Source organism: Marinobacter subterrani (assembly GCF_001045555.1).
In the GTDB taxonomy this organism is placed as follows: domain Bacteria; phylum Pseudomonadota; class Gammaproteobacteria; order Pseudomonadales; family Oleiphilaceae; genus Marinobacter; species Marinobacter subterrani.
The window spans coordinates 355,215-377,202 of sequence record NZ_LFBU01000002.1; the positions used below are offsets into that span (position 1 = coordinate 355,215).

Genomic DNA, 21,988 nt, shown 5'->3' on the forward strand with positions numbered 1-21,988 from the left:
TGGATGGTTCTGATCATGGCCTGGGTGGCTGCTACGCCACTCTGGGCCGGCGACCTTGAAACCGACCTGGCGTCTATTCAGCAGCGCTGGGCGGAAATCCAGTATCAGTTGCCGGATGATAAAAAGGAAAAAGCCTTTGAAACGCTGGCCGGCGACGCCGAGAAATTTGTGGCGGATTATCCCGGCCGGGCGGAGCCGCTGATCTGGCAGGGTATTGTGCTGAGCACCTATGCCGGCGCCAAGGGTGGCCTGGGCGCACTGGGGCTGGTAAAGGATGCCCGCAAATCACTGGAAGCGGCCCTGGCGATCGATGAGAATGCGCTGGACGGCTCCGTCTATACCTCGCTTGGAAGCCTCTACTACCAGGTGCCCGGCTGGCCGTTGGGCTTCGGTGACGATGACAAGGCCCGGAAGTACCTGCAAAAGGCACTGGCCATCAATCCCGACGGCATAGACGCCAATTACTTCTTTGGTGATTTCCTGCTGGACCAGGGCGAACCGGAGCGGGCCAGAACCTATCTCCAGAACGCTCTTCAGGCCCCTGACCGGCCTGGCCGGAGTGTCGCGGATGCCGGCCGCCGGAAGGAAGCCAAAGCGCTCCTGGAAACACTGTGACGGGCAGTCCCGGCGGGGTCTGTCTCGCCGGGACTGCCACATTGATGCATCAGGGACATCACGCATATAAGAAAAGATCACTTCACCTCATATTCCATATTAATCTATCCTTAGATTAAAATTCACAGTGGAACCATTTCGAGGTGACAGCCATGCGCAACCCGATCGTTCAACATTTCTTTGATGAGCCCACCAACACCTTCAGTTACGTGGTTCGGGACCCGGGCAGCCAGGCCTGTGCCATTCTCGACTCGGTGCTGGATTTCGACTACGCCGCTGGCCGAACCGATGTGCGCTCTGCCGACGAAATCATCGAGTACGTTCGCAGCAATGACCTGACGGTTGAGTGGATTCTTGAAACTCACGTTCACGCCGATCACCTGTCGGCGGCACCCTACCTCCACGACAAGCTGGGAGGCAAAACCGGGATCGGCGCACATATCCGTGATGTGCAGGAGATTTTCGGCAAGGCGTTCAACGCCGGCAGCGAGTTTCAGCGCGACGGCAGCCAGTTCGATCGGCTGTTCCGCGAAGGGGATAGCTTCCCGATCGGTAGCCTTGAAGGTCGGGTGCTCCATACCCCGGGCCATACCCCCGCCTGCCTGACCTACGTCATCGGCGATGCCGCCTTTGTCGGTGATACGCTGTTTATGCCGGACTATGGCACGGCACGCTGCGACTTCCCCGGGGGCGATGCCCGTACCCTGTACCGGTCGATCCAGAAGGTGCTGTCACTGCCGACAGAAACCCGGATTTTCCTGTGCCACGATTACAAGGCACCGGGCCGGGAGGTATACCAGCACATGACATCGGTGGCCGAGCAGCGCCGCGCCAACGTGCATGTCCATGAAGGGGTGTCCGAGGAAGAGTTTGTGAAAATGCGAACCGAACGCGACGCCACGCTGGACATGCCCCGGCTGATTCTGCCGTCGGTACAGGTCAATATGCGTGCCGGGCACCTGCCACCTGCCGAAGACAACGGGCAGGTGTATCTGAAAGTTCCGGTTAACCTGTTCTGAGGCTGCCGATGAACCTCAAACGCTATCTGCCCATCCTTGAGTGGGCACCTCGGTACGGCCGTGGCCAGGCCACCAGTGATCTGGTGGCTGCGGTCATTGTAACCGTGATGCTGATTCCCCAGTCCCTGGCCTACGCCCTGCTGGCCGGCCTGCCGGCCCAGGTTGGCCTGTACGCCAGTATTCTGCCCCTGGCGCTCTATGCGGTGTTCGGCACCAGCCGGACCCTGTCGGTGGGGCCGGTGGCGGTGGCATCCCTGATGACAGCAGCGGCGCTTGCCCCCCTGGCTGAAGCCGGTACGCCGGAATACGTGGCCGGTGCGGTTCTGCTGGCGGTCATGTCCGGCCTCATGCTGGCGCTGATGGGCATTTTACGGCTCGGGTTTCTGGCGAACTTTCTCAGCCACCCGGTGATTTCCGGGTTTATCACCGCCTCCGGCATTGTCATTGCCGCAAGCCAGCTCAAGCATATTTTCGGGGTTCAGGCCTCGGGCCATAACCTGCTTGAAATCGCCCGGTCGCTGTTGCTGTCGATTGGCCAGACCAATCCGGCCACCCTGGCGGTTGGCGCAGGGTCGCTGCTGTTCCTGATGCTGGCCCGAAAACGGTTGAAGCCGCTGCTGGTTACCCTGGGGCTGGCGCCGAGAATGGCGGATATCCTGACCAAAACCGCGCCCATTCTTGCGGTGTTGCTGACCACCCTGGTGGCCTGGCAGTTCCAGCTGGATGAGCGCGGTGTGCGCCTGGTGGGGGAGGTGCCGCGAGGGTTGCCGGCGCTTGCCCTGCCCAGCCTGGACATGGGGCTGTGGCAGCAGCTTGCGGTCAGCGCCTTGTTGATCAGCGTGGTGGGCTTTGTCGAATCGGTGTCTGTGGGGCAGACCCTGGCCGCCAAGCGCCGCCAGCGAATCGATCCGGACCAGGAGCTCGTTGGCCTGGGGGCCGCCAACCTGGGCGCCGGTTTTTCCGGCGGCATGCCGGTTACCGGCGGCTTCTCCCGCTCGGTGGTCAACTTCGATGCCGGTGCTGAGACGCCGGCGGCGGGCGCCTATGCGGCGGGGGGCATTGCCCTGGCGACCCTGTTCCTCACGCCGGCCATTGCCTACCTGCCCAAGGCGACCCTGGCAGCAACCATCATTGTGGCGGTGGCCACCCTGATCGACCTGCCGGCCCTGGGCCGCACCTGGCGCTACTCCCGTACTGATTTCGGCGCCATGCTCGCCACCATCATTCTGACCCTGGTGCACAGTGTCGAGGCGGGCATTATCGCCGGGGTGGCGCTCTCCATCGGGCTGTTCCTGTACCGTACCAGCCGCCCCCATTACGCCGTGGTCGGCCGGGTGCCCGGCACCGAGCATTTCCGCAATGTGCTGCGCCACAAGGTGGAGGTTTGCCCGACAGTAACCTTCCTGAGAGTGGACGAAAGCCTTTACTTCGCCAACGCCCGTTTCCTGGAGGAAACAGTGATGGACCTGATGATCCGGGAACCGGAGCTGAAAGACCTGGTGCTGGTGTGCCCGGCGGTGAATCTGGTGGATGCCTCCGCCCTGGAGAGTCTGGAGACGATCAACGAGCGTATGAAAGACGCGGGTATCCGGCTGCACCTGTCCGAGGTGAAAGGCCCGGTGATGGATAGGCTCAAGGGCACGCAGCTGCTTGCTCATCTCGGTGGCGAGGTCTTTCTGAGCACTTTTGAGGCCTGGCAGCGCCTCACCGGCCGTGGCCGGCTCGAATAACAGGCCGTGTGACAGGCCAGGGTTTGCTTGCGCCGGGGGTGGGGCTGAGCTTTATGATGTCAGTTCCGATCCGGTTTCCGCGGTTTTTTCATTATGGGTATGACTGAGAACCTGCTGTCGACCAGCCAGTGGCTTACCACCCTGCTGTTGTTCCTGGTGATTCTGGCCCGGGCACTGCGTTCCATCGACTGGCAGGCGTTGCGCAAGGATAACGCGCTCCAGCATTCGTTTTTCGGTGCGGCGGTGGTACTGGGCTTTGTCTGGCAGTTGCGGGCCGGGATCTCTCCCGGCCTGGCGATCCATGTGTTCGGTATCACCGTCATCACGTTGATGCTGGGGTGGGCGCTCGCAGTCCTGGCGGGCCTGCTGGCCCTGGTAATCACCGTGATTACTGGCCGTGAGCCATTGCTGATGTTTGCGGCCAATGGCCTGGTAACGGTGATGGTGCCAGCGCTCGTCAGCCACTGGGTCATGCTGTGGGAGCGCCGGAAGAACTTCCGGAACTTTTTCGCCTACATCTTTTTCTGCGGCTTCTTCGGCGCTGGCATTTCGGTGGCTGTCGCCGGTGTCGTCATGTGCCTGATGCTCTGGAGCAGTGGTGTTTACACCTTTGATGAACTGGTGCACGAGTACCTGCGTTATCTGCCCCTGTTCATGATCCCGGAAGGGTTTGTGAACGGCACCTTCGTGACCGGTCTGATGGTTTTTCACCCGGACCGGCTGACCACCCTCGATCAGCGGCGTTACCGATAGCGCTGTTTCGCTCAGATCCCTTCGCCGGACGCCAAAACCGGGCTGAGCACATCCCCGTGTTTACCGGACTCCAGTCGTTCCTGCCACTGACGCGCCCAGTCCAGAACCTCACTGGCGGGCATCGGGCGGGCGATGCCGTAGCCCTGGGCAAAGTTGCACCCCATTCGCCGCAGCGCCCGGGCATGTTCCATGGTTTCGACCCCCTCCGCCAGAACCGGGTGAGCAAAGCGCTGGGCCAGGAAGATCACGCTCTCCACAATGGCGTGGTCGCTGGCGTCGTCAAGCATGTTGCGCACAAAACTCTGGTCGATCTTGATGAGATCCACCGGCAGCGTACGCAGATAGGTGAGCGATGAGAATCCGGTGCCGAAGTCATCCAGGGCCACCTGCAGGCCCAGGGTCCGGCATCGGGCCAGCACGTTGCTGGCATGCTTGGTATCTTCAAGAGCGGTCGATTCCAGCACTTCCAGGGTGATCCGCCCCGGGTTGACCTCCGGGTGGCTGTGCAGGTAGCTCTCGAGGTAATCCGCAAAACTCCGGTCCATCAGGTGCGGCGCACTGATATTGATGCTGACCGAGAGATCAGCGCCCGCGCTCTTCCACAGGTTCATCTGGTGAATCGCTTCCTTGAGCACCCACTGGCCCAGGGGCACCTCCAGGTGGCTGTTTTCGACGATGGGCAGGAAATCCCCCGGTGCTACCAGGCCCTTCTCAGGGTGATTCCAACGGATCAGGGCCTCAAACCCCAGTAACTGGCCATCGGTGATGCGGATCTGGGGCTGGAAATACAGCTCGAACTCCTCGTGTTCCAGGGCCCTGGTGATTTCCACCAGCTGATCGCGGCGATGCCGGCGATGCTCATCAAGACCGGGGTCGAAGAAGTGGTATTGGTTGCGGCCCTTCTCTTTCGCCGAATACATGGCCTGGTGGGCATGGCGGATCAGGCCTTCCGCCTCCGCGTTGTCTTCCGGATAGCGGGTGATGCCCAGACTTGCAGTGAGTGTGATGGTCTGGTCGCCCACGGCCACCGGAGCGCCGACGGTGGCCAGAATGCGCTGGTAAACCGCTTCGTGGTTGTCATCGCCCTGCAACAGGAGGACAAACTCGTCGCCGCCAATCCGGGCCACGGTATCGCCGCTGCGCAACGCCCGGGTCAGCCGCTCGGACAGGGTGCGCAGGGTCTGATCCCCGGCGGAGCGACCCAGCCGGTCGTTGATGGCCTTGAAACCGTCCAGGTCGAGATAGCATACGGAGACGCTGCGATGTTGCCGGTCGGCGTGGCGGCGGGCCGTGCGCAGCCGTTCTTCCAGCAGTTGCCGGTTTGGCAGCCCGGTCAGGTCATCGTAGTTGGCGGCCCGATCCAGCTCTCTGGCATGATTCTTCAGGGCCGTAATATCCGAAAATGCGGCCACATGGTAATACTGGCCTGGCTCCTCCAGGTGAACCCGGCTGATGGAAAGCAGTTCCACGTATTCTTCACCGCTCTTGCGGCGGTTCCAGATTTCGCCGCGCCAGTGGTCGGTCTTTTCGATCGACCGCCACATCGACTGGTAGTAATCGCCGGAATGCCGACCGGAGCTGAGAATGGCGGGATTCAGCCCCAGGACCTCTTTCCGGCTGTAGCCGGTGATCCGGGAGAACGCCGGATTGACATCGAGAATCCGGTTGGACTGATCAGAGATCAGGATGGCCTCGTGGCTGCGGTCAAACACGCTGGCGGCGATGCGCAGGCCCCGCTCACTGTGCTTGCGGTCGGAAATGTTGTTCTGGATGGCAATGAAACCGGGCGCAACGCCCTGTGCGGTGCCAATAGGAACGCAATAGGTATGGACCCAGTAGGGCATTCCTGAACGGGTGTAGTGAAGGATGTCCTCTTCGATAACCTCGGCCCGGTGCAGCTTCTGATTAATGCGCGTGATGGTACCCGGGTCGGTCTCGGGGCCGTACAGCACATCTCTCGGGAGTCGCCCCCGGATTTCTTCAAGCCGGTAGCCCGTCTGTTCTTCGAAACTGGGGTTCACCCATTCGATGCGCCCGGCGTCATCCAGCATCACGAGGAAATTGGGTGTTGCCGCCGCAATCAGGGCAAGGCGATTGGGGTCGATATCTGCGGGTGGCTGAAGCGTTTTCGGGGATCTGGGCATGAGAGTCGGTGTCTGCTTTCCGGCCGGTAAATGTATGAACTCTCCTCCCTGTGAGACCTTTGGCACGTATAGTGGCTGAGCTGGTATTGAGCCTCCGAAATTCGGGTAACGGGATGGGGCCCGTCAGCTTTTGTCCGGATCATGTCGCGGATTTCGAAGGTAGGGAATGCTACCGGAATGGCGCAGTAAAACCATGGCCAAATGGTTGAAGCGTCTTGATGGATGTCAGTTTTTTTTCAGATAGTCGGTGTTCACTGCCGCCAGCGGGAATGCTTCTGTAATTTCCGTTGCAGCGTACGGCGGTGCATATTCAGGGCCCGGGCGGTAGCTGAGATATTGCCCTCGTTTCCATTGAGGACCCGCTGGATGTGTTCCCACTCCATTTCTTCCACTGAGGGTGGTGCATTCCGGAGGTCCGGTGGTCCGTCAAGTGGCTCGAACCCGGCCATCAGCTGGTTGACGGTTACCGGCTTGCAGAGGTAATTGATGGCACCCCGTCGCATCGCCTCCACCGCCGTGGCGATGCTGCCGTAACCTGTGAGTACGAGGATTTCCAGATCCGGGCGCATATCCAGAAGCTCCGGAAGCAATTGCAAGCCACTTTCGCCGGCCAGATTCAGGTCGAGGACACATCGGTCAAACTGTTCGCCCGCCAATGTTGCTTTCGCCTCCTGATGGCTGTGGGCCAGGCTGGCTTGAATGCCCTGACGACTGAGGGAACGCTGAAGCACCTGCAGAAAGGCGTCATCGTCATCAATAAGCAGCCAGACCTGCGGTTCGCTCACACTTGTTCTCCCGCCACGCTGTTTCTGTCTGCCGCGACCGGCAGATCGATAATGATGGTTGTGCCCTCAGAACCCACCCGGGCTTTCAGCGTGCCGCCGAGACGCTGGATGGTGGCGTTGGACAGGAATAATCCGACCCCAAGACCGTTTTCCGAATTGACCACCTGGTCACCAAGCGTGCCTTCAGGGGTTGATTCAAGCCCAACGCCATGGTCTTCAACAACCAATTCCAGCCGGTCGTCGGCGGCTTTGCGGGCCGCAACGGCAACCCAGGACGGACTGGCGGTGACGGCATTGGCCAGCACATTCAGCACCGCCTGGTCGAGCGTGGCATCCACAGCAACAGCGCAGTCCGGTGCCGGTTGCCGCCATTCAATGGCTGCTCCCGGCCAGAGCAGGGTGGCTGATTCCCTCAGCCGCGCGACCCAGTCCCGGGCGGCCAGGGTCTCCAGCTGCGCGGTTCTGGCCTGCATGGCCGCCGTGGACAGCTGTTGAAGATGGCCGCTGCACAGGGCCAGTTGCTGTTCCATCAGTGCAAGATCATCGGCATCCGGCTTGCCGCCGGGGGTTGCGGATTTCATTTCCTCCACCAGCAGCGTCATGGTATTCAGCGGTGTGCCCAGACGATGGGCCACAGCCGCTGCGGAGAGCCCAAGGGCAATGATTTGCTCATCCCGCAACCGGGTTTCCCGTATCTGCGCAAGCTGGGCCTGTTGTTGGCGCAGTCGACGGGCCAGCGCACCGACAACCAGGAGCAGGATGGCGGCGGTTGTGGCAAAGGTGACCCACATGCCAACCAGGTGCAACTGGGCCAGGTTGGCGCTGTGATGTTCATGGGTTACCGGGGTGTTCCAGATCACCAGGGAGGTGTAGACCGCCACCCCGGCAACGGTTACGGCAATACTCTGGCCCAGCGGCACCAGCACGATGGCAACGGCAATGGGCAGCAGCAACAGCGAAACCAGAGGGTTGGTATAGCCGCCGGTGAGGTAAAGCCAGACTCCGGTCATCAGCAAATCGACGATCAGCACCAGACTGACCGCCTGCGTCGAACGCGGCGGGCGCCGGGTAAACCAGAGCCAGGCCAGGGTTGCCAGAACGCCGTAGGCCAGGGGCAGAATCACCGCTTCCGCGCGGTGTGCCAGGGCCACCATGGTTTCCGCCACGGCGATCGAAATCAGCTGCAGCGCAACAATCGTCAAACGCATGCCCAGCAGATAGCGGGCAGCCTGTTGAAATCCGGTCTGTGAGTGGGTCAGCCATTCCATGCGCGGAATTCTATCCCTGCGTTCTCGCCGGGGATACCCCCTTGGGGGTGCGGCATTGTGTCCCAAGCCCGCCGCCGGGTTTGTCTTTATCATTACCGGCAGTTAACCCGACGTTGCAGCTCCCCTGATGGTAAGGAACCTCCAGGCATGACCGAAAAAACCCTGGCACGCATTATCGGCCTGATTCTGGCTGGATGTGTCACTTCACCCGCATTTTCCCAGGTACAGGACGATGATCAGTTGCTGATCCGTGTCACCGAAGGCCAGTCCGCCGAGGCGGCCCGGTTGTCGGAAGCGGCCCTGGCGCCGGAGCCGGTGTCCCGGCTGGATTCGGCGCCTTCAGTATCGCTGTCCCGACTGGGCGGGCGTGGTCTGGACCCGGTGATCCGTGGCCAGGGCCAGGAACGGGTCGATGTGCTGCTCGACGGCATGCGGGTGGAAGGTGCCTGCCCGAACCGGATGGATCCGCCCACCAGTCGGCTCAGCTCCGCGCTGCCCCAGGTACTGGAAGTCCGTACCAGCAACCAAACCCTGCGCTGGGGCCCCATTGCCGGCGGCCAGATAGTCGCCACGACGGCAGCGCCAACCTTTGCCGATGGCAATCGCACCACCGGGCACCTCACCCTCGGCGGGTCGGATAATGGCGAGGGCAGGCTGGTCAACGGCAGTGCGGCTGTGGGTGATCGTGACAATTACGTTCGGCTGTCTGCCGGTTACGAGGAAGCCGAGGATTACGAGGACGGCGATGGCAATGAGGTCCGGAGCGCCTTTGAGAACACTGAGGGCCGCCTGGACGGCGCCTGGACAGCGGACAATGGCTTTTATGTGAAGGGCATGGTCAGCCGCCAGGAAGAACGGGATGTGAAATACGCCTCCGGCATGGATGCCCCGAAGACCGACACCGACATGTACCGCCTGGAGCTGGGTGCGCCGGTAGCCAGCGGTGGCTGGAAGCTGATGGCCTGGCAGGCGGATGTGGATCACGTGATGGACAATTTCAGTCTGCGTGAGCCGCCGATGAAAATGGGCATGCCCATGAAAATGCAGACACTTTCGGAAACCCGGACCCGGGGCGCCCGGCTGGTGCTGGACCAGACCATCGACTACACCAAGAACATTGCTGTCGGTGTCGATGTCGAGAGCAACACCTGGGATGCCACCCTGTACAACGGCACGGATCTGACCAACCAGGCCTCCTTCCTCTGGCCAGATGTGGAGCGTGACCGGGTCGGGGTGTTTGCCGAAGCCTTCCACCGTATCCGGGTCAACATGCGCCTCGGCGCGGGCATCCGTTATGACCGGGTGGTAATGGACGCCAATCGTGCCGATGAAACGTTCACCATGAAGCCGGATGCCATGCCCATGTCGCCGGCATCCATCTACGAGAACGTCTATGGCGTAACCGATACCAAAGCCACCGATGACAACATCAGTGGTTTCATGACCGGTGAATGGCGGGTCTCGCCGATGAACACTCTGGAGCTGACCGCCTCTCACAGCGTTCGCTTCCCCGGGGTCAATGAGCGCTATGTTGCCAAAGGGACCGCCTGGGTCGGCAATCCGGACCTCGAGACCGAGAAACATCACAAGCTGGAGCTGAGCCTGGCCGGGCAGAATGACGGCTGGCACTGGCGCCCGGCGGTGTGGATCGACGAAGTGGACGATTTCGTCTTGCGTTACGAGCCGGCCCCGGACGTTATTCGCTACCGGAACATCGATGCCCGCCTGTTGGGTGTTGAAGGCGAGCTGGGCTGGAGCAACGGCACGTGGAGCGCCACCGGCAAACTGGCCAGTGTCCGGGGGACCAATAACGACAGCGACCAGCCGTTGCCACGGATTCCGCCGGTGCAGTACATCCAGACTCTGGGCTGGCACCACATGGGCCATACCGTCCAGGCCGAATGGATGCTGGCACGGCGGCAGGACCGCATTGATGAAGAATCCGGCCTCGATCCGGGCCCTTCCCCGGGGTATGGCGTATTCAGTCTCAATGGCAGCCACCCGCTGATGGACTATCTGACCGTGAGCTGGGCGGTGGATAACGTCTTCGACAAGACCTGGGCACCCCACGTCAGTCGCGAGGACCTGTTTACCGGCGAAGCCTACCGGGTCAACGAGCCGGGCCGGACCTTCCGGGTGGCACTGACCGCACGCTGGTAAGCCAAATTATGGCGGTTACCCGCTTGTCATAGCCGGCGGGTGCCATTCTCGCCCCGGGTGGAACCAACTCCTCCATCCGGGGCTTTTTTGTGGCCGATTAAAAATTGCGCTATCTCAACTTCGGATCTCACTTCATGAACTATGCTGTAGCCATGCAGATCTGAGTCCGTGGCGCCCGGCGCCGAAGGATGTGCTCAGCCCTCCCCGAGGCTCCTGGAAGGAGCCTGTCTGCGCTATGCGATTAAGGACAGGAGACGCATCGTGACTGAAGATGACAAGCCACCCGCAAGCCTTGAAAGCCCTGAAAACCCGGAAAACGATCTTGCCTCGCGGTTTCCTACGGCCTACACCATACTGTTCTGCCTGATTGCCTTGGTCGCGGCATTGACCTGGGTTATTCCGGCAGGGCAATACGAACGGGTGATGAATGAAGAAGTCGGCCGGGAAGTCGCCGTGCCGGGCACCTATGAAATTGTTGACCCCAACCCGCAGGGCTTTGTCGATGTCATGCTGGCCCCCACGGCCGGGTTCTACGACCCGGACAGTTACGCCGCCAATGCCATTGATGTGGCCCTGTTTGTGCTGTTCCTCGGGGGTTTTCTCGGGGTGATGAATGCCACCGGGGCCATTGATACCGGCATTCGCAGCGCCATGCGCCACCTCAAGGGCCATGAAATCTGGATGATTCCTATCCTGATGACCCTGTTTGCCCTGGGGGGCACCACCTACGGCATGGCCGAGGAAACCCTGGCGTTCTATGCCATCCTGGTGCCCGTGATCCTCGCCGCCGGCTACGACGCGGTGACCGGTGTTGCCATCATTCTGATCGGCGCCGGCATCGGCGTGCTGGGGTCCACCATCAATCCCTTTGCCACCGTGATTGCGGCCAACGCGGCGGGTATACCGTTTACCGACGGCATCGTATTGCGCTTTATTTTGCTGGTTGGCGGCCTGCTGATCTGTATTGCCTATGTCATGCGCTATGCCCATAGGGTCAAGGCCGACCCCTCTCGCTCGGTGGTGTCAAAGCAGTGGGCGGCGCACCGCAAGCTGTTCCTGCAGGGGCATGACGAAGAGATTCACAGCGCCAGCCTCACCGGTACCCAGATCGTCTGCCTGATTGTCTTCGGGCTGACCTTCGCCGTGATGATCTGGGGTGTGTCGTCCCAGGGCTGGTGGATGGCGCGGATGGGCGCGCTGTTCTTCGGTGCAGCGATTGTGATCGGCCTTATTGCCCGTCTGGGCGAGAAGAAACTGACCGGCAGCTTTGTGGATGGTGCCCGGGACCTGCTCGGTGTTGCCCTGGTGGTTGGCCTTGCCCGGGGCATCGTGGTGATCATGGAGCAGGGCATGATTGCCGACACCATCCTGCACAGCGCGGAAACCTCCCTGGGTGGCCTGCCGGAGCTGGCCTTCATCAACCTGATGTTCTGGATTGAGGTGGGCATGAGTTTCTTTGTGCCTTCGTCCTCCGGACTGGCTGTTCTGTCCATGCCGATCCTGGCACCGCTGGCGGACTTTGCAGATGTCGGGCGAGATCTGGTGGTGACCGCATACCAGTCTGCCAACGGCCTGGTGAACCTGATCAACCCCACCTTTGCGGTGGTGGTTGGCGGGCTTGCCATAGCGCGGGTGGCCTACGATCGCTGGCTGGCTTTTATCTGGCCGTTGCTGCTCATTCTGACGGTGTTTATCAGTGTGATCATCAGCATTGGCACCATGCTGTAACCCCTGGGCAAAAGGAGTTTTGCCATGTCTGAATCAAGTCTTGGAGTGCACTCGGAAACCGGAACCCTGCGCCAGGTCATCGTCTGCCGGCCGGGCCTTGCCCACCGGCGGCTGACCCCATCCAACTGCGACGCCCTGCTGTTTGACGATGTGTTCTGGGTCAAGCAGGCCCAGAAGGATCATGATGTGTTCGCCGCTGTCATGCGGGGCCGGGGGGTCGAGGTGCTGGACGTTAACGAGCTGCTGGCGGAAACCCTGGCGATTCCGGAGGGGCGCGCCTGGATTCTGGACCAGCGGATTACCTGGAACCACATCGGTGTGGGCATGGTCTCGGATCTGCGGGCCTGGATGGACGAACTGCCTGAACAGGCTCTGGCCGCCTTCCTGATTGGTGGTCTGGAGGTGGCGGATCTGCCGTTCGATCCGGCCGGGCTGTTTGGCAACCACCTCGGGCATTTCGGCTTCGTGCTGCCTCCGCTGCCCAACTTCCTGTTCACTCGGGACAACAGCGCCTGGGTGTATGGCGGCGTCACCCTGAACCCCATGTACTGGGCTGCCCGCAAGCCGGAAACCCTGCTGATGACCGCGATTTACAGATTTCACCCGAAATTTGCCGGCAAGGTCACGGTGCACTGGGGCGATCCACTGGTCGATCATGGCCTGGCCACCCTGGAGGGCGGCGACATCATGCCCCTGGGCAATCGCACGGTGTTGGTGGGCATGGGCGAACGCTCCTCGCCCCAAGCCATTGGCCAGCTGGCAAAAGCCCTGTTCGATGGCGGTATGGTGGACCGGGTGATTGCCTGCCAGTTGCCCAGGTCGCGCTCGGCGATGCACCTGGATACCGTCTTTACCTTCTGTGGCGGCAACGTGGTGACTGCGTTCAAGGAGGTGGCGGATGCCGTGGTCTGCTATGACCTGCGCCCCGGTGAAGGCGCAAAAACACTTACCTTTAACCAGGACCCCCGGCACCTGTTTGAGGTGGTTGCCGAGATTCTCGGGTATCCGGCCCTTGAGGTGGTGGCCACGGGTGGCGACAGCCCGGAAGAGCGGGAGAGGGAGCAGTGGAACGACGGCAACAATGTGCTGGCCCTGAGCCCTGGCGTGGTTGTCGGCTATGACCGCAACGACGATACCAACGCAGCACTGGCGGCGGCCGGCATCGAGGTGCTCGCCATACCCGGTGCCGAGCTGGGCCGGGGCCGGGGCGGTGGTCGCTGCATGAGCTGCCCGACCATCCGGGATGCTGTTTAACGGCAAAGGAGACGTTCCATGGCTTTTAACCTTAAGAACCGGCATTTTCTGACCCTGAGGGATTTCACACCGAAGGAAATCAGCTTCCTGCTGAAGCTGTCCGCAGACCTGAAAACCGCCAAGTACGCCGGCACGGAGGTGCCGCGGCTGCAGGGCAAGGACATCGCGCTTATCTTCGAGAAAAACTCCACCCGAACCCGGGTCGGGTTCGAAGTCGCCGCGTTCGACCAGGGCGCACGGGTGACTTACCTCGGGCCGACCGGCACTCACATCGGGCACAAGGAATCGGTGAAAGACACCGCGCGGGTGCTTGGCCGGGTCTACGACGCCATCGAGTACCGGGGCTTCGGGCAGTCGATTGTCGAGGAGCTGGCGCAGTATGCCGGGGTGCCGGTTTACAACGGGCTGACCAACGAATTCCATCCGACCCAGATACTGGCGGATTTCCTGACCATGCAGGAGCATGTGGAAAAGCCGCTGCGGGAGGTGGCCTACGTGTTCATCGGCGATGCCGCCAACAACATGGGCGACAGCCTGCTGATCGGCGGTGCCAAGATGGGTATGGACGTGCGCTTGTGCGCGCCGCAGGCCTGCTGGCCGACTCAGGCGGTGCAGGATGAAGCAACAACACTGGCGGCAGAAACCGGTGCCCGCATCACCATCACTGAGGATATTGATACCGCGGTTGTCGGCGTGGACTTCGTCTATACCGATGTCTGGGTCTCTATGGGTGAGCCCAAGGAGAAGTGGGCCGAACGGATCAAGCTGTTGATGCCTTACCAGGTGAATGCGGCCCTGATGGCGAAAACCGGTAATCCCAGGGCGAGATTCATGCACTGCCTGCCGGCCTTCCACAACACCGAAACCGTGGTAGGCAAAGAAATCCAGGAAACCTATGGCATCGACGCCATGGAGGTGACTGACGAGGTGTTCGAAAGCCCGGCTTCGATTGTTTTCGATCAGGCCGAGAACCGGATGCACACCATCAAGGCCGTCCTCGTGGCGACCCTGGGAGGCTGACATGCTGGTGGTTGCAGCGTTGGGCGGCAATGCCCTTCTGAAACGCGGGGAGCCGCTGACCGCGGCGGTCCAGCGCAAGAATGTGCAGGTTGCGGCCCGGTCACTGGCGGCGATTGTCCGGGCCGGCCATGACCTTGTGGTCACCCATGGCAATGGCCCACAGGTAGGGCTGCTGGCCTTGCAGGGCGCTTCCTACAAGCCTGATGAAGCTTACCCTCTGGATGTCCTGGGTGCCGAAACCGAGGGCATGATTGGCTACATGATCGAACAGGAACTTGAGAATGCCCTGGAGCATGACCGGCCGGTGGCAACCCTGCTGACCCAGGTGGTGGTGGACCCCGAAGACCCGGCTTTCGGAAAGCCGACGAAGTTTGTCGGGCCGGTCTATGAACGCGAAGAGGCCGAGCGCAAGGCAGAGGGAGCAGGCTGGACCATCGCCCAGGACGGTGACAAATGGCGCCGGGTGGTGCCCTCTCCCAAGCCCCTGGAAATTCCCGATTTGCGGGTGCTGCAGCTATTGCTGGCGCAGGGTGTGGTGGTGGTCTGCACCGGAGGCGGCGGCATACCGGTGCTGCGCCGGGAGGACGGCAGCATGGTGGGCATTGAAGCAGTCATCGACAAGGATGCCGCCAGCGCCCTGCTGGCCCGGCAGTTGGGGGCGGATGCATTGCTCCTGCTGACCGATGTGACTGCCGTCTACCGCGATTTCGGTACCGATCAGGCCGCGCCGGTGCCCGAACTGACGGTGAGCCAGGCGCAGGCCCTGGACATGCCCGCCGGTTCCATGGGCCCCAAGCTCCAGGCCGCCTGTGAGTTTGCCGGGGCCGGCGGGCTCAGCGGCATTGGCCGGCTGCAGGATGCGGTGGCTATTCTTGACGGATCGGCAGGCACCCGTGTGTCTGCCGGGTAGCGGCTGCAATCATGAATCAGACTGAGCGGGTTGATTCGGGGGACTACGGCACTGGCACCATTGTTGCCATCCGGGGCGGCGTGGTGAGTGTCCGGTTTTCCGGGCCGGCACCGCGCATCCGCGAGCTGTTGTATGCCGGCAACATGGCGCTGGAGGTGGCTGTGCTGGAAGACGATGGTGTGGTCCGCTGCATGGCGCTGGCCCCGGTGAAGGGGCTGGGGCTGGGAATGCCGGTGCGGGCGGCGGGATCGACCATTAGTGTGCCGGTGGGTGATGCGGTACTTGGCCGCATGCTCAACGTCTTTGGTGCGCCGATGGATAACAAGCCGCCGCCGGCCACCGACGAACGCCGGGCCATTCATCAGCTCCCGCCCCTGCTGGAGGATCGCGTTGTCCGCAGCCAGGTACTGGAGACCGGTATCAAGGCGATTGACCTGCTGGCCCCCATCGAGCGGGGTGGCAAAACCGGGCTGTTCGGCGGGGCCGGGGTTGGCAAGACGGTGCTGATTACCGAGCTGATCAACAACATGGCCCGGCAGCACAAGGGCGTCAGCCTGTTCTGCGGCATTGGCGAGCGTTCCCGGGAGGCGGAGGAGCTGTACCGGGAAATGGCCGCGACCGGTGTTCTTGAAAGCACGGTGATGCTGTTTGGCCAGATGAACGAGGCCCCGGGTGTCCGGTTTCTGATCGGCAAGACCGCGCTGACCATGGCGGAATATTTCCGCGATGAACAGCATCGGGACGTGCTGCTGCTGATCGACAATATTTTCCGCTTTGTCCAGGCCGGCTCGGAAGTGTCCGGGCTGTTGGGGCGCATGCCGTCCAGGGTTGGCTATCAGCCCACCCTGGCGACCGAACTGGCCGAGCTGGAGGAGCGCATCACCTCAACCCGCAATGCCTCGATCACCTCGGTTCAGGCCGTTTACGTGCCCGCCGACGATTTCACCGATCCGGCCGCCGCCCATATTTTCTCCCACCTGTCGGGTTCCGTGGTGCTTTCCCGCAAGCGAGCCAGTGAAGGCCTGTACCCGGCGATCGACCCGCTTGCGTCATCCTCGGTGATGCTTACGCCCTCGGTGGTTGGCCAGCGGCATTACGACATCGCCCGGGCGGTGCGCCGCACCCTCGCCGAGTACGAGGAGCTGCGGGATATCATCGCCATGCTGGGGATTGAGGAACTGTCGGCGGCTGACCGGTCGACCGTTGCCCGGGCTCGCCGGCTGGAAAGGTTTCTCACCCAGCCGTTTTTCACCACCGCGGCCTTTACCGGCACGGAAGGCAAGCGTGTGACCATCGAAGAGACGCTCAGTGGCTGTGAAACCCTGCTGGAACAGACCGACTTCGACCAGAATGAAAGTGAGTACTACATGATCGGCGCCCTGCCCGAGGTGGTGGCATGACACTGGCAACGGAGATGGATGTCTGCCTGCGGCTGCCGACCCGGGTGCTGTATCAGGGCATGGCCCGCAAGCTGTTTGCCGTCGCCGAGAACGGCGCCTTCGGCATGCTGCCCAATCACATTGATTTTGTTACCTCGCTGGTGCCGTCGGTTTTGATCCTGACCCTGGCGGACGGCAGTGAGGCAATTTTCGGCATAGATGAAGGCATTCTGGTGAAAAAAGGCCATCAGGTTGAGGTTGCAACCCGCCGCGGTGTGGCGGGTGAGAATCTGGACTCACTGCAGGAGAGCGTCCGGAAAACCTTTATCGAAGTGGATGAAGACGAACGTGTTGCGCGCTCGGCACTGTCCAGGCTCGAGGCCGGCATGGTGCGCCGTTTTGCCAGCCTCCAGAAGCGCGGAACATGAGCCGGCGGCGGGAGTCTCCGGAAGAGGGCATCGGCCGTCGGGCCCGGCGCCTGAAGCAGGCCCGGGACAACCCCGGGGTGAGCCCGCTGCGGGGCCTGGGCGCCTTCGGCATGATCGGGTGGTCGATTGCGGTTCCAACCGTTGGCGGGGCCTTTCTCGGGCTCTGGCTGGATCGCCACATGCCCCAGGATTTCTCCTGGGTGATTGCCCTGATTCTGGGCGGCGTCGTGGTGGGTGGTTTCATTGCCTGGGCCTGGATCAGCCGGGAAAGCAGGGAAGAGGAGGATAACCATGATGATCATTGACTGGCCGGCCGCGCTGACGGGCTTTGGAGTCGGCGTGCTGGTGAGTAGCCTGTATTTTGCCGGCCTGGCCCTGACGGTGCGCCTGGCGCTGGCCTCATCCCGGCCCCATGCGCTGCTGCTGCCCAGCGCCCTGGTGCGGATCGGGTTGCTGCTGGCGGCAGGCTGGCTGGTGACGGCCGGCGCCACCCTGCTCTGGAGCCTTGCCGGCTACGGCCTGGCCTTTTTCGTGGTGCGCCTGATCGCTATTGCCATGGCCAACGCGCCCCGCCCGGAGGATGCCTGATGCAACTGACGCCCGATGAAACCATCCTGTTCACCCTCGGCGGCATCGGTATTAACGAGACCATCGTTAATACCTGGCTGGTGATGATCGTCCTGACTGTTGCCTCGATTATCATTACCCGCCATTTGCGGCCGGATGTCCCACCCAATCGTTGGCGCACCACCCTGGAAGTCATCGTTACTGCTATCCAGAGCCAGATCGAGGAGATCTCACCCCGCGCGTCCCGCCATGTATTGTACTTTTCCGGCACGCTGTTCCTGTTTATCGCCCTGTCGAACCTGCTGCTGGTGGTGCCGGGCTTCGAACCGCCGACCGCCTCGCTGTCCACCACCGCCGCGCTGGCGCTTTCTGTGCTCATTGCCGTGCCGCTGTTCGGCATTACCCGCCAGGGCATCCGGGGCTACCTGAAAACCTATATCGAGCCCTCCGTCGTGATGCTCCCGTTCAATATCATCAGCGAGTTCTCGCGCGGGCTGTCCCTGGCCATCCGCCTGTATGGCAACGTCATGAGCGGTGCCGTTATCGCCGGCATCCTGCTGGGGGTTGCGCCGTTCTTTTTCCCCGTGGTGATGGACGTGCTCGGATTGCTGACGGGTTTGATCCAGGCCTACATTTTCGCCGTCCTGGCGACGGTTTACATCTCATCCGCCACCGCTACTCACGGGAAACCCCCGGAAAAGGAGAAAGACCAATGACCGATCTTGCCCTTATTGCCGCAGTCTCCATTCTGACTGCAGGTCTGACAGTCTCTTTCGGGGCGCTGGGCCCGGCGCTTGGTGAAGGCCGGGCGGCCGCCGCCGCACTTGCGGCCATTGCCCAGCAGCCGGATTCGGCATCGACCCTGTCTCGAACCCTGTTTGTCAGCCTGGCGATGATCGAGTCCACCGCCATCTACTGCTTTGTGGTGGCCATGATCGTCCTGTTTGCCAACCCGTTCTGGGATCAGGCGCTGCAGGCTGCCCAGTCGGCGGCGGGGTGAACCATGTCTGTTGACTGGGTCACAGTCATTGCCCAGGTTGGCAACTTTCTGGTGCTGGTCTGGCTGCTCAAGCGCTTCCTGTACAAGCCCATCCTGAACGGTATCGACGCCCGGGAGGCGGAAATCGCCACACGCATGGGTGAGGCGGCAGTGGCCCGGGAAAAGGCCGCCGCCGCCGAAGCGGCCTTTCTGGAGCAGAAGCAGAAACTGCTGGCGGAGGATTCCGTCCACGCCAGGCAGATTCGCGAACAGGCCGAGCAGCAGAGAGACGCCATGGTGGCAGCCGCCCGCAAACAGCTGGAACAGGAAAAGCAGGACTGGCAGGCCCATCTGGAGGCCGAGCGGGCCAGATTTATCAGGGAGTTGCACATGGCCAGTGCGGATGCCCTGTATCAGCTGGTACGCCGGGCACTGCATGACCTGGCGGATGCCGATATGGAGGAGCGCATGGCCCTGACCGTGATGGCGCGGCTGGAGCCGCTATCCGGGGAACTGGCCGCTGGTGACGTCAATGCCGGCCAGGCGACGGCGACAACCCATTCGCCGCTGCCCCAAGCGGTTCAGGAAACCATGCGGACTTCGCTGGAACGCCTGGTGCCGGGGCTGACCCTGAGCTTTGCCACGGATGCCGGGCAGTCACCCGGTCTGATCCTGCGCATTGGCAGTGTTCAGGTGGCCTGGACGGTCGACAGCTATACCGATGATCTGGCTGGCCTGCTGACCGACCGGCTGGCGGCAGGCGACTCCGGCCGGGTGAATCATCATGGCTGAAACACCGGAGTGGGCCGATGCCAGCCAGTTTGTCGGGACCCTGCTGGAGGGCCCGACTCCGGCACTGGCGTTGACGGAAGTAGGCCGGGTGGCAGAGGTTGGGGATGGTATTGCCGTGGTTTCCGGCCTGGCCCGTGCCCTGGCGGATGAATTGCTGGTGTTTGCCTCCGGTGTCCGGGGCGTGGTGCTTGATCTGGAACCGGACCGGCTGGGGGTTATCCTGCTGGGGCCTTCCGATCGGGTGACCTCAGGTGAGGATGTCTGGCGGACTCACAAGGTATTCAGCGTACCGGTCGGGCCGGGTCTGGTTGGCCGGGTTCTCGACGCCACCGGGGAGCCCCGGGATGGCAAAGGCAGCGTTGCCGCGAGCGCCCGGAAGCCGGTGGAGGTCAACGCCCCGGGCATTCTGAGCCGTGCGGCGGTCAGCCGTCCGCTGGCCACCGGCATCAAGGCCATTGATGGCGCGGTGCCGGTGGGGCTCGGCCAGCGCGAATTGATTATCGGTGACCGGCAGACCGGAAAAACGTCGCTGGCGGTCGACACCATTCTCAACCAGGCCCGCTCGGAGGTGCTCAGTATCTACTGTGCCATCGGGCAACGCGGGGACGCGGTGGCCCGGGTGGTAGAGACCCTGCGCCAGAGCGGTCAGCTTGAGAACACCATTGTGGTGTCCGCCGGCGATGAGGATGCCCCTGGCCTGGCCTACATGGCGCCTTATGCGGCCATGACCATGGCGGAGTACTTCTCGAATCAGGGGCGGGATGTACTGGTTGTTCTCGATGACCTGACCCACCACGCCCGATCCTATCGGGAACTCTCGCTATTGCTGCGTCGGCCGCCGGGCCGGGAAGCCTTCCCCGGGGACATCTTCTATGTGCACGCACGGCTGCTCGAACGGGCCGGCCAGTTCACACCGGAAGCCGGTGGTGGCTCCATTACCGCGTTACCCGTGGTGGAGACCCAGGCTGAGAACCTGTCTGCCTACATTCCCACCAACCTGATATCGATTACCGACGGCCAGATCTATCTGTCGCCGCGGCTGGTGCGCAAAAACCAGTTCCCGGCGGTGGATATCGGGTTATCGGTGTCGCGGGTAGGCGGCAAGGCCCAGCACCGGGCCTTCCGGGATGTCGCCGGCAACCTGCGAGTTACCTTGTCCCAGTTTGAAGAACTTGAAGATTTTGCCCGTTTTGGCACCCGACTGGATGACAACACCCGGGCCCGCCTGAGCCGCGGAGCGGCCGTGCGTGCTGCGTTGCGCCAGCCCGAGCGCGACCCGGTGCCGGCGGTGGAACAGTTGCTGGTGCTGACGGCCGCGATGGAAGGGCTGTTTGACGGTCTGTCGGAAGGCGCCGTTGCCGATGCCATGGTCCGCATGAGAGAGGGCGTTGGCGACAGACTGGACGCCATCGCCGAAAGCATCAGTCAGAATCGTCCTCTGGACAAGGACGAAAAAGCCACCATCCTGCGGGTGGCCCGCAGCAGTCTGGCGTTGCCGGAGGACGGTGCCGATGACCCAGACGCTTGAAGCCCTGTCCCGCCGGACCGAAACGCTTACCAGTATTCGCGGCATTGTGCACACCATGAAAACCATGTCTGCCATCAATGCCGTGCCCTATGAGCGGGCGGCAGAATCCGTGGCGGCCTACCACCAGACCGTGCTGAACGGCCTTCGTGCCTTTATGGCCAAGACCGGGCCTATTGCCATGCCGGTGGCCGCGCAGGCCGAGCGGATTCTGGTGGTGTTCGGCTCTGATCACGGCCTGTGTGGCAATTACAACGAAGCGCTTGCCAGCCATGCCCGGGCTGCAACGGAGGCCACCGACAACACCCGGGTTCTGTGCGTCGGGGCCCGCATGAAAGACGCGCTCACGGATCAGGGGCTCACCCCGGATACCAGCTTCCTGCCGCCGGCCTCGGCGGACGGCATTGGCCGTCTGGCCGGCGACATCGTCACCCGGCTGGATGAGGTTGGTGGCGGTGACCTGCATAACCGGGTGGCTGTCACCCTGGCGTTCACCCGGCGGGCCGGGCGCGGACAGCGGGAACCGGTCATGGCCCCGCTGTTGCCACTGGCGCCCTCGTTGCTGTCAGCCCCGGGCCACACCGGCTGGCAATCCCGGTCCCTGCCCGACTACACCATGTCGGCCACGCCGCTGTTTGCCGCACTGCTGCGGAACCACATCTTTGCCACCGTCTTCCAGGCCTCGGCAGAAGCGCTGGTCACCGAGAATGCGGCCCGGCTGGCCCTGATGCAGCAGGCGGAACAGGCCGTTGAAGATCGTCTCGAGGAGGTCGGGGGGCAGTTCAGGCTGGTGCGCCAGGACGAGATTACCAGCGAGCTGATGGACATCATCATCGGTTTTGAAGCACTGAAGAAGAAACCATCGGTGTAACGCGCTTCCTTAACATGTTTTCCGTGGGGAATTGCTGATAACCTTTAATTATTAACTAATA

Annotated in this window: 21 protein-coding genes; 18 read left to right on the forward strand and 3 right to left on the reverse strand. The window is 62.3% G+C overall.

The window, feature by feature from the left end:
- The first annotated feature begins 3 nt into the window (after positions 1-3).
- From msub_RS17500 to msub_RS17515, 4 genes are all read left to right on the forward strand, one after another.
- Positions 4-615 (forward strand): tetratricopeptide repeat protein, encoded by a 612-nt coding sequence (locus msub_RS17500; protein ID WP_406564712.1) that lies wholly within the window; start codon positions 4-6, stop codon positions 613-615.
- A gap of 152 nt (positions 616-767) precedes the next feature.
- Positions 768-1,634, forward strand: coding sequence for an MBL fold metallo-hydrolase (locus msub_RS17505; RefSeq protein WP_048497430.1), 867 nt, complete (start codon positions 768-770; stop codon positions 1,632-1,634).
- Between the two features lie 8 nt (positions 1,635-1,642).
- Positions 1,643-3,364: a SulP family inorganic anion transporter gene (locus msub_RS17510; protein ID WP_048497431.1), complete on the forward strand. Its 1,722-nt coding sequence runs from the start codon at positions 1,643-1,645 to the stop codon at positions 3,362-3,364.
- Between the two features lie 93 nt (positions 3,365-3,457).
- Complete coding sequence (locus msub_RS17515; protein WP_048497432.1) at positions 3,458-4,117, forward strand: energy-coupling factor ABC transporter permease; 660 nt, start codon at positions 3,458-3,460, stop codon at positions 4,115-4,117.
- A gap of 11 nt (positions 4,118-4,128) precedes the next feature.
- On the opposite strand, the gene msub_RS17520 is transcribed toward msub_RS17515, so the two are convergent.
- The 3 genes from msub_RS17520 to msub_RS17530 all read right to left on the reverse strand — a co-directional run bounded on the left by msub_RS17520 (position 4,129) and on the right by msub_RS17530 (position 8,314).
- Positions 4,129-6,261, reverse strand: coding sequence for a putative bifunctional diguanylate cyclase/phosphodiesterase (locus msub_RS17520; protein WP_048497433.1), 2,133 nt, complete (start codon positions 6,259-6,261; stop codon positions 4,129-4,131).
- Positions 6,262-6,512: 251 nt separating this feature from the next.
- Positions 6,513-7,046 (reverse strand): response regulator transcription factor, encoded by a 534-nt coding sequence (locus tag msub_RS17525; RefSeq protein WP_048497434.1) that lies wholly within the window; start codon positions 7,044-7,046, stop codon positions 6,513-6,515.
- Positions 7,043-8,314 carry a sensor histidine kinase gene (locus msub_RS17530; protein WP_048497435.1) on the reverse strand — a complete coding sequence of 424 codons (1,272 nt, stop codon included), beginning with the start codon at positions 8,312-8,314 and terminating at the stop codon, positions 7,043-7,045. Before msub_RS17530 ends, msub_RS17525 begins: the two co-directional genes overlap by 4 nt.
- 147 nt (positions 8,315-8,461) lie before the next feature.
- Between msub_RS17530 and msub_RS17535 the strand changes: the two genes are divergently transcribed.
- The 14 genes from msub_RS17535 to msub_RS17600 all read left to right on the forward strand — a co-directional run bounded on the left by msub_RS17535 (position 8,462) and on the right by msub_RS17600 (position 21,927).
- Positions 8,462-10,474 (forward strand): TonB-dependent receptor domain-containing protein, encoded by a 2,013-nt coding sequence (locus msub_RS17535; RefSeq protein ID WP_082146580.1) that lies wholly within the window; start codon positions 8,462-8,464, stop codon positions 10,472-10,474.
- Positions 10,475-10,735: 261 nt separating this feature from the next.
- The gene (locus msub_RS17540; RefSeq protein WP_048497436.1) at positions 10,736-12,202 is read left to right on the forward strand and encodes a YfcC family protein; all 1,467 of its coding nucleotides are present in this window, start codon (positions 10,736-10,738) and stop codon (positions 12,200-12,202) included.
- A gap of 24 nt (positions 12,203-12,226) precedes the next feature.
- Positions 12,227-13,456 carry an arginine deiminase gene (locus tag msub_RS17545; protein WP_048497437.1) on the forward strand — a complete coding sequence of 410 codons (1,230 nt, stop codon included), beginning with the start codon at positions 12,227-12,229 and terminating at the stop codon, positions 13,454-13,456.
- A gap of 18 nt (positions 13,457-13,474) precedes the next feature.
- Complete coding sequence (locus msub_RS17550) at positions 13,475-14,476, forward strand: ornithine carbamoyltransferase (protein ID WP_048497438.1); 1,002 nt, start codon at positions 13,475-13,477, stop codon at positions 14,474-14,476.
- A gap of 1 nt (position 14,477) precedes the next feature.
- Positions 14,478-15,386, forward strand: a complete 909-nt coding sequence (arcC, locus tag msub_RS17555) for a carbamate kinase (protein WP_048497439.1) — start codon at positions 14,478-14,480, stop codon at positions 15,384-15,386.
- Between the two features lie 11 nt (positions 15,387-15,397).
- Entirely contained in the window at positions 15,398-16,786 is a 1,389-nt protein-coding gene (gene atpD, locus msub_RS17560) for a F0F1 ATP synthase subunit beta (protein ID WP_048497440.1), read from the forward strand.
- On the forward strand, positions 16,783-17,193 hold the full coding sequence (locus tag msub_RS17565; protein WP_048497441.1) for an ATPase: 411 nt from the start codon (positions 16,783-16,785) through the stop codon (positions 17,191-17,193). The genes atpD and msub_RS17565 overlap by 4 nt, the downstream gene beginning before the upstream one ends.
- A complete protein-coding gene (locus msub_RS17570) occupies positions 17,190-17,498 on the forward strand; it encodes an AtpZ/AtpI family protein (RefSeq protein ID WP_048497442.1) in 309 nt (102 codons plus the stop codon). Before msub_RS17565 ends, msub_RS17570 begins: the two co-directional genes overlap by 4 nt.
- Complete coding sequence (locus tag msub_RS17575; RefSeq protein ID WP_227506843.1) at positions 17,485-17,781, forward strand: ATP synthase subunit I; 297 nt, start codon at positions 17,485-17,487, stop codon at positions 17,779-17,781. The genes msub_RS17570 and msub_RS17575 overlap by 14 nt, the downstream gene beginning before the upstream one ends.
- Entirely contained in the window at positions 17,781-18,476 is a 696-nt protein-coding gene (locus tag msub_RS17580) for a F0F1 ATP synthase subunit A (RefSeq protein WP_048497443.1), read from the forward strand. Before msub_RS17575 ends, msub_RS17580 begins: the two co-directional genes overlap by 1 nt.
- Positions 18,473-18,760, forward strand: coding sequence for a F0F1 ATP synthase subunit C (locus msub_RS17585; RefSeq protein WP_048497444.1), 288 nt, complete (start codon positions 18,473-18,475; stop codon positions 18,758-18,760). Before msub_RS17580 ends, msub_RS17585 begins: the two co-directional genes overlap by 4 nt.
- Positions 18,761-18,763: 3 nt before the next feature.
- Positions 18,764-19,531 carry a F0F1 ATP synthase subunit B family protein gene (locus msub_RS17590; protein ID WP_048497445.1) on the forward strand — a complete coding sequence of 256 codons (768 nt, stop codon included), beginning with the start codon at positions 18,764-18,766 and terminating at the stop codon, positions 19,529-19,531.
- Positions 19,524-21,059, forward strand: coding sequence for a F0F1 ATP synthase subunit alpha (locus msub_RS17595; RefSeq protein WP_048497446.1), 1,536 nt, complete (start codon positions 19,524-19,526; stop codon positions 21,057-21,059). The genes msub_RS17590 and msub_RS17595 overlap by 8 nt, the downstream gene beginning before the upstream one ends.
- Positions 21,043-21,927: a F0F1 ATP synthase subunit gamma gene (locus msub_RS17600; RefSeq protein ID WP_048497447.1), complete on the forward strand. Its 885-nt coding sequence runs from the start codon at positions 21,043-21,045 to the stop codon at positions 21,925-21,927. The genes msub_RS17595 and msub_RS17600 overlap by 17 nt, the downstream gene beginning before the upstream one ends.
- Positions 21,928-21,988 lie beyond the last annotated feature (61 nt).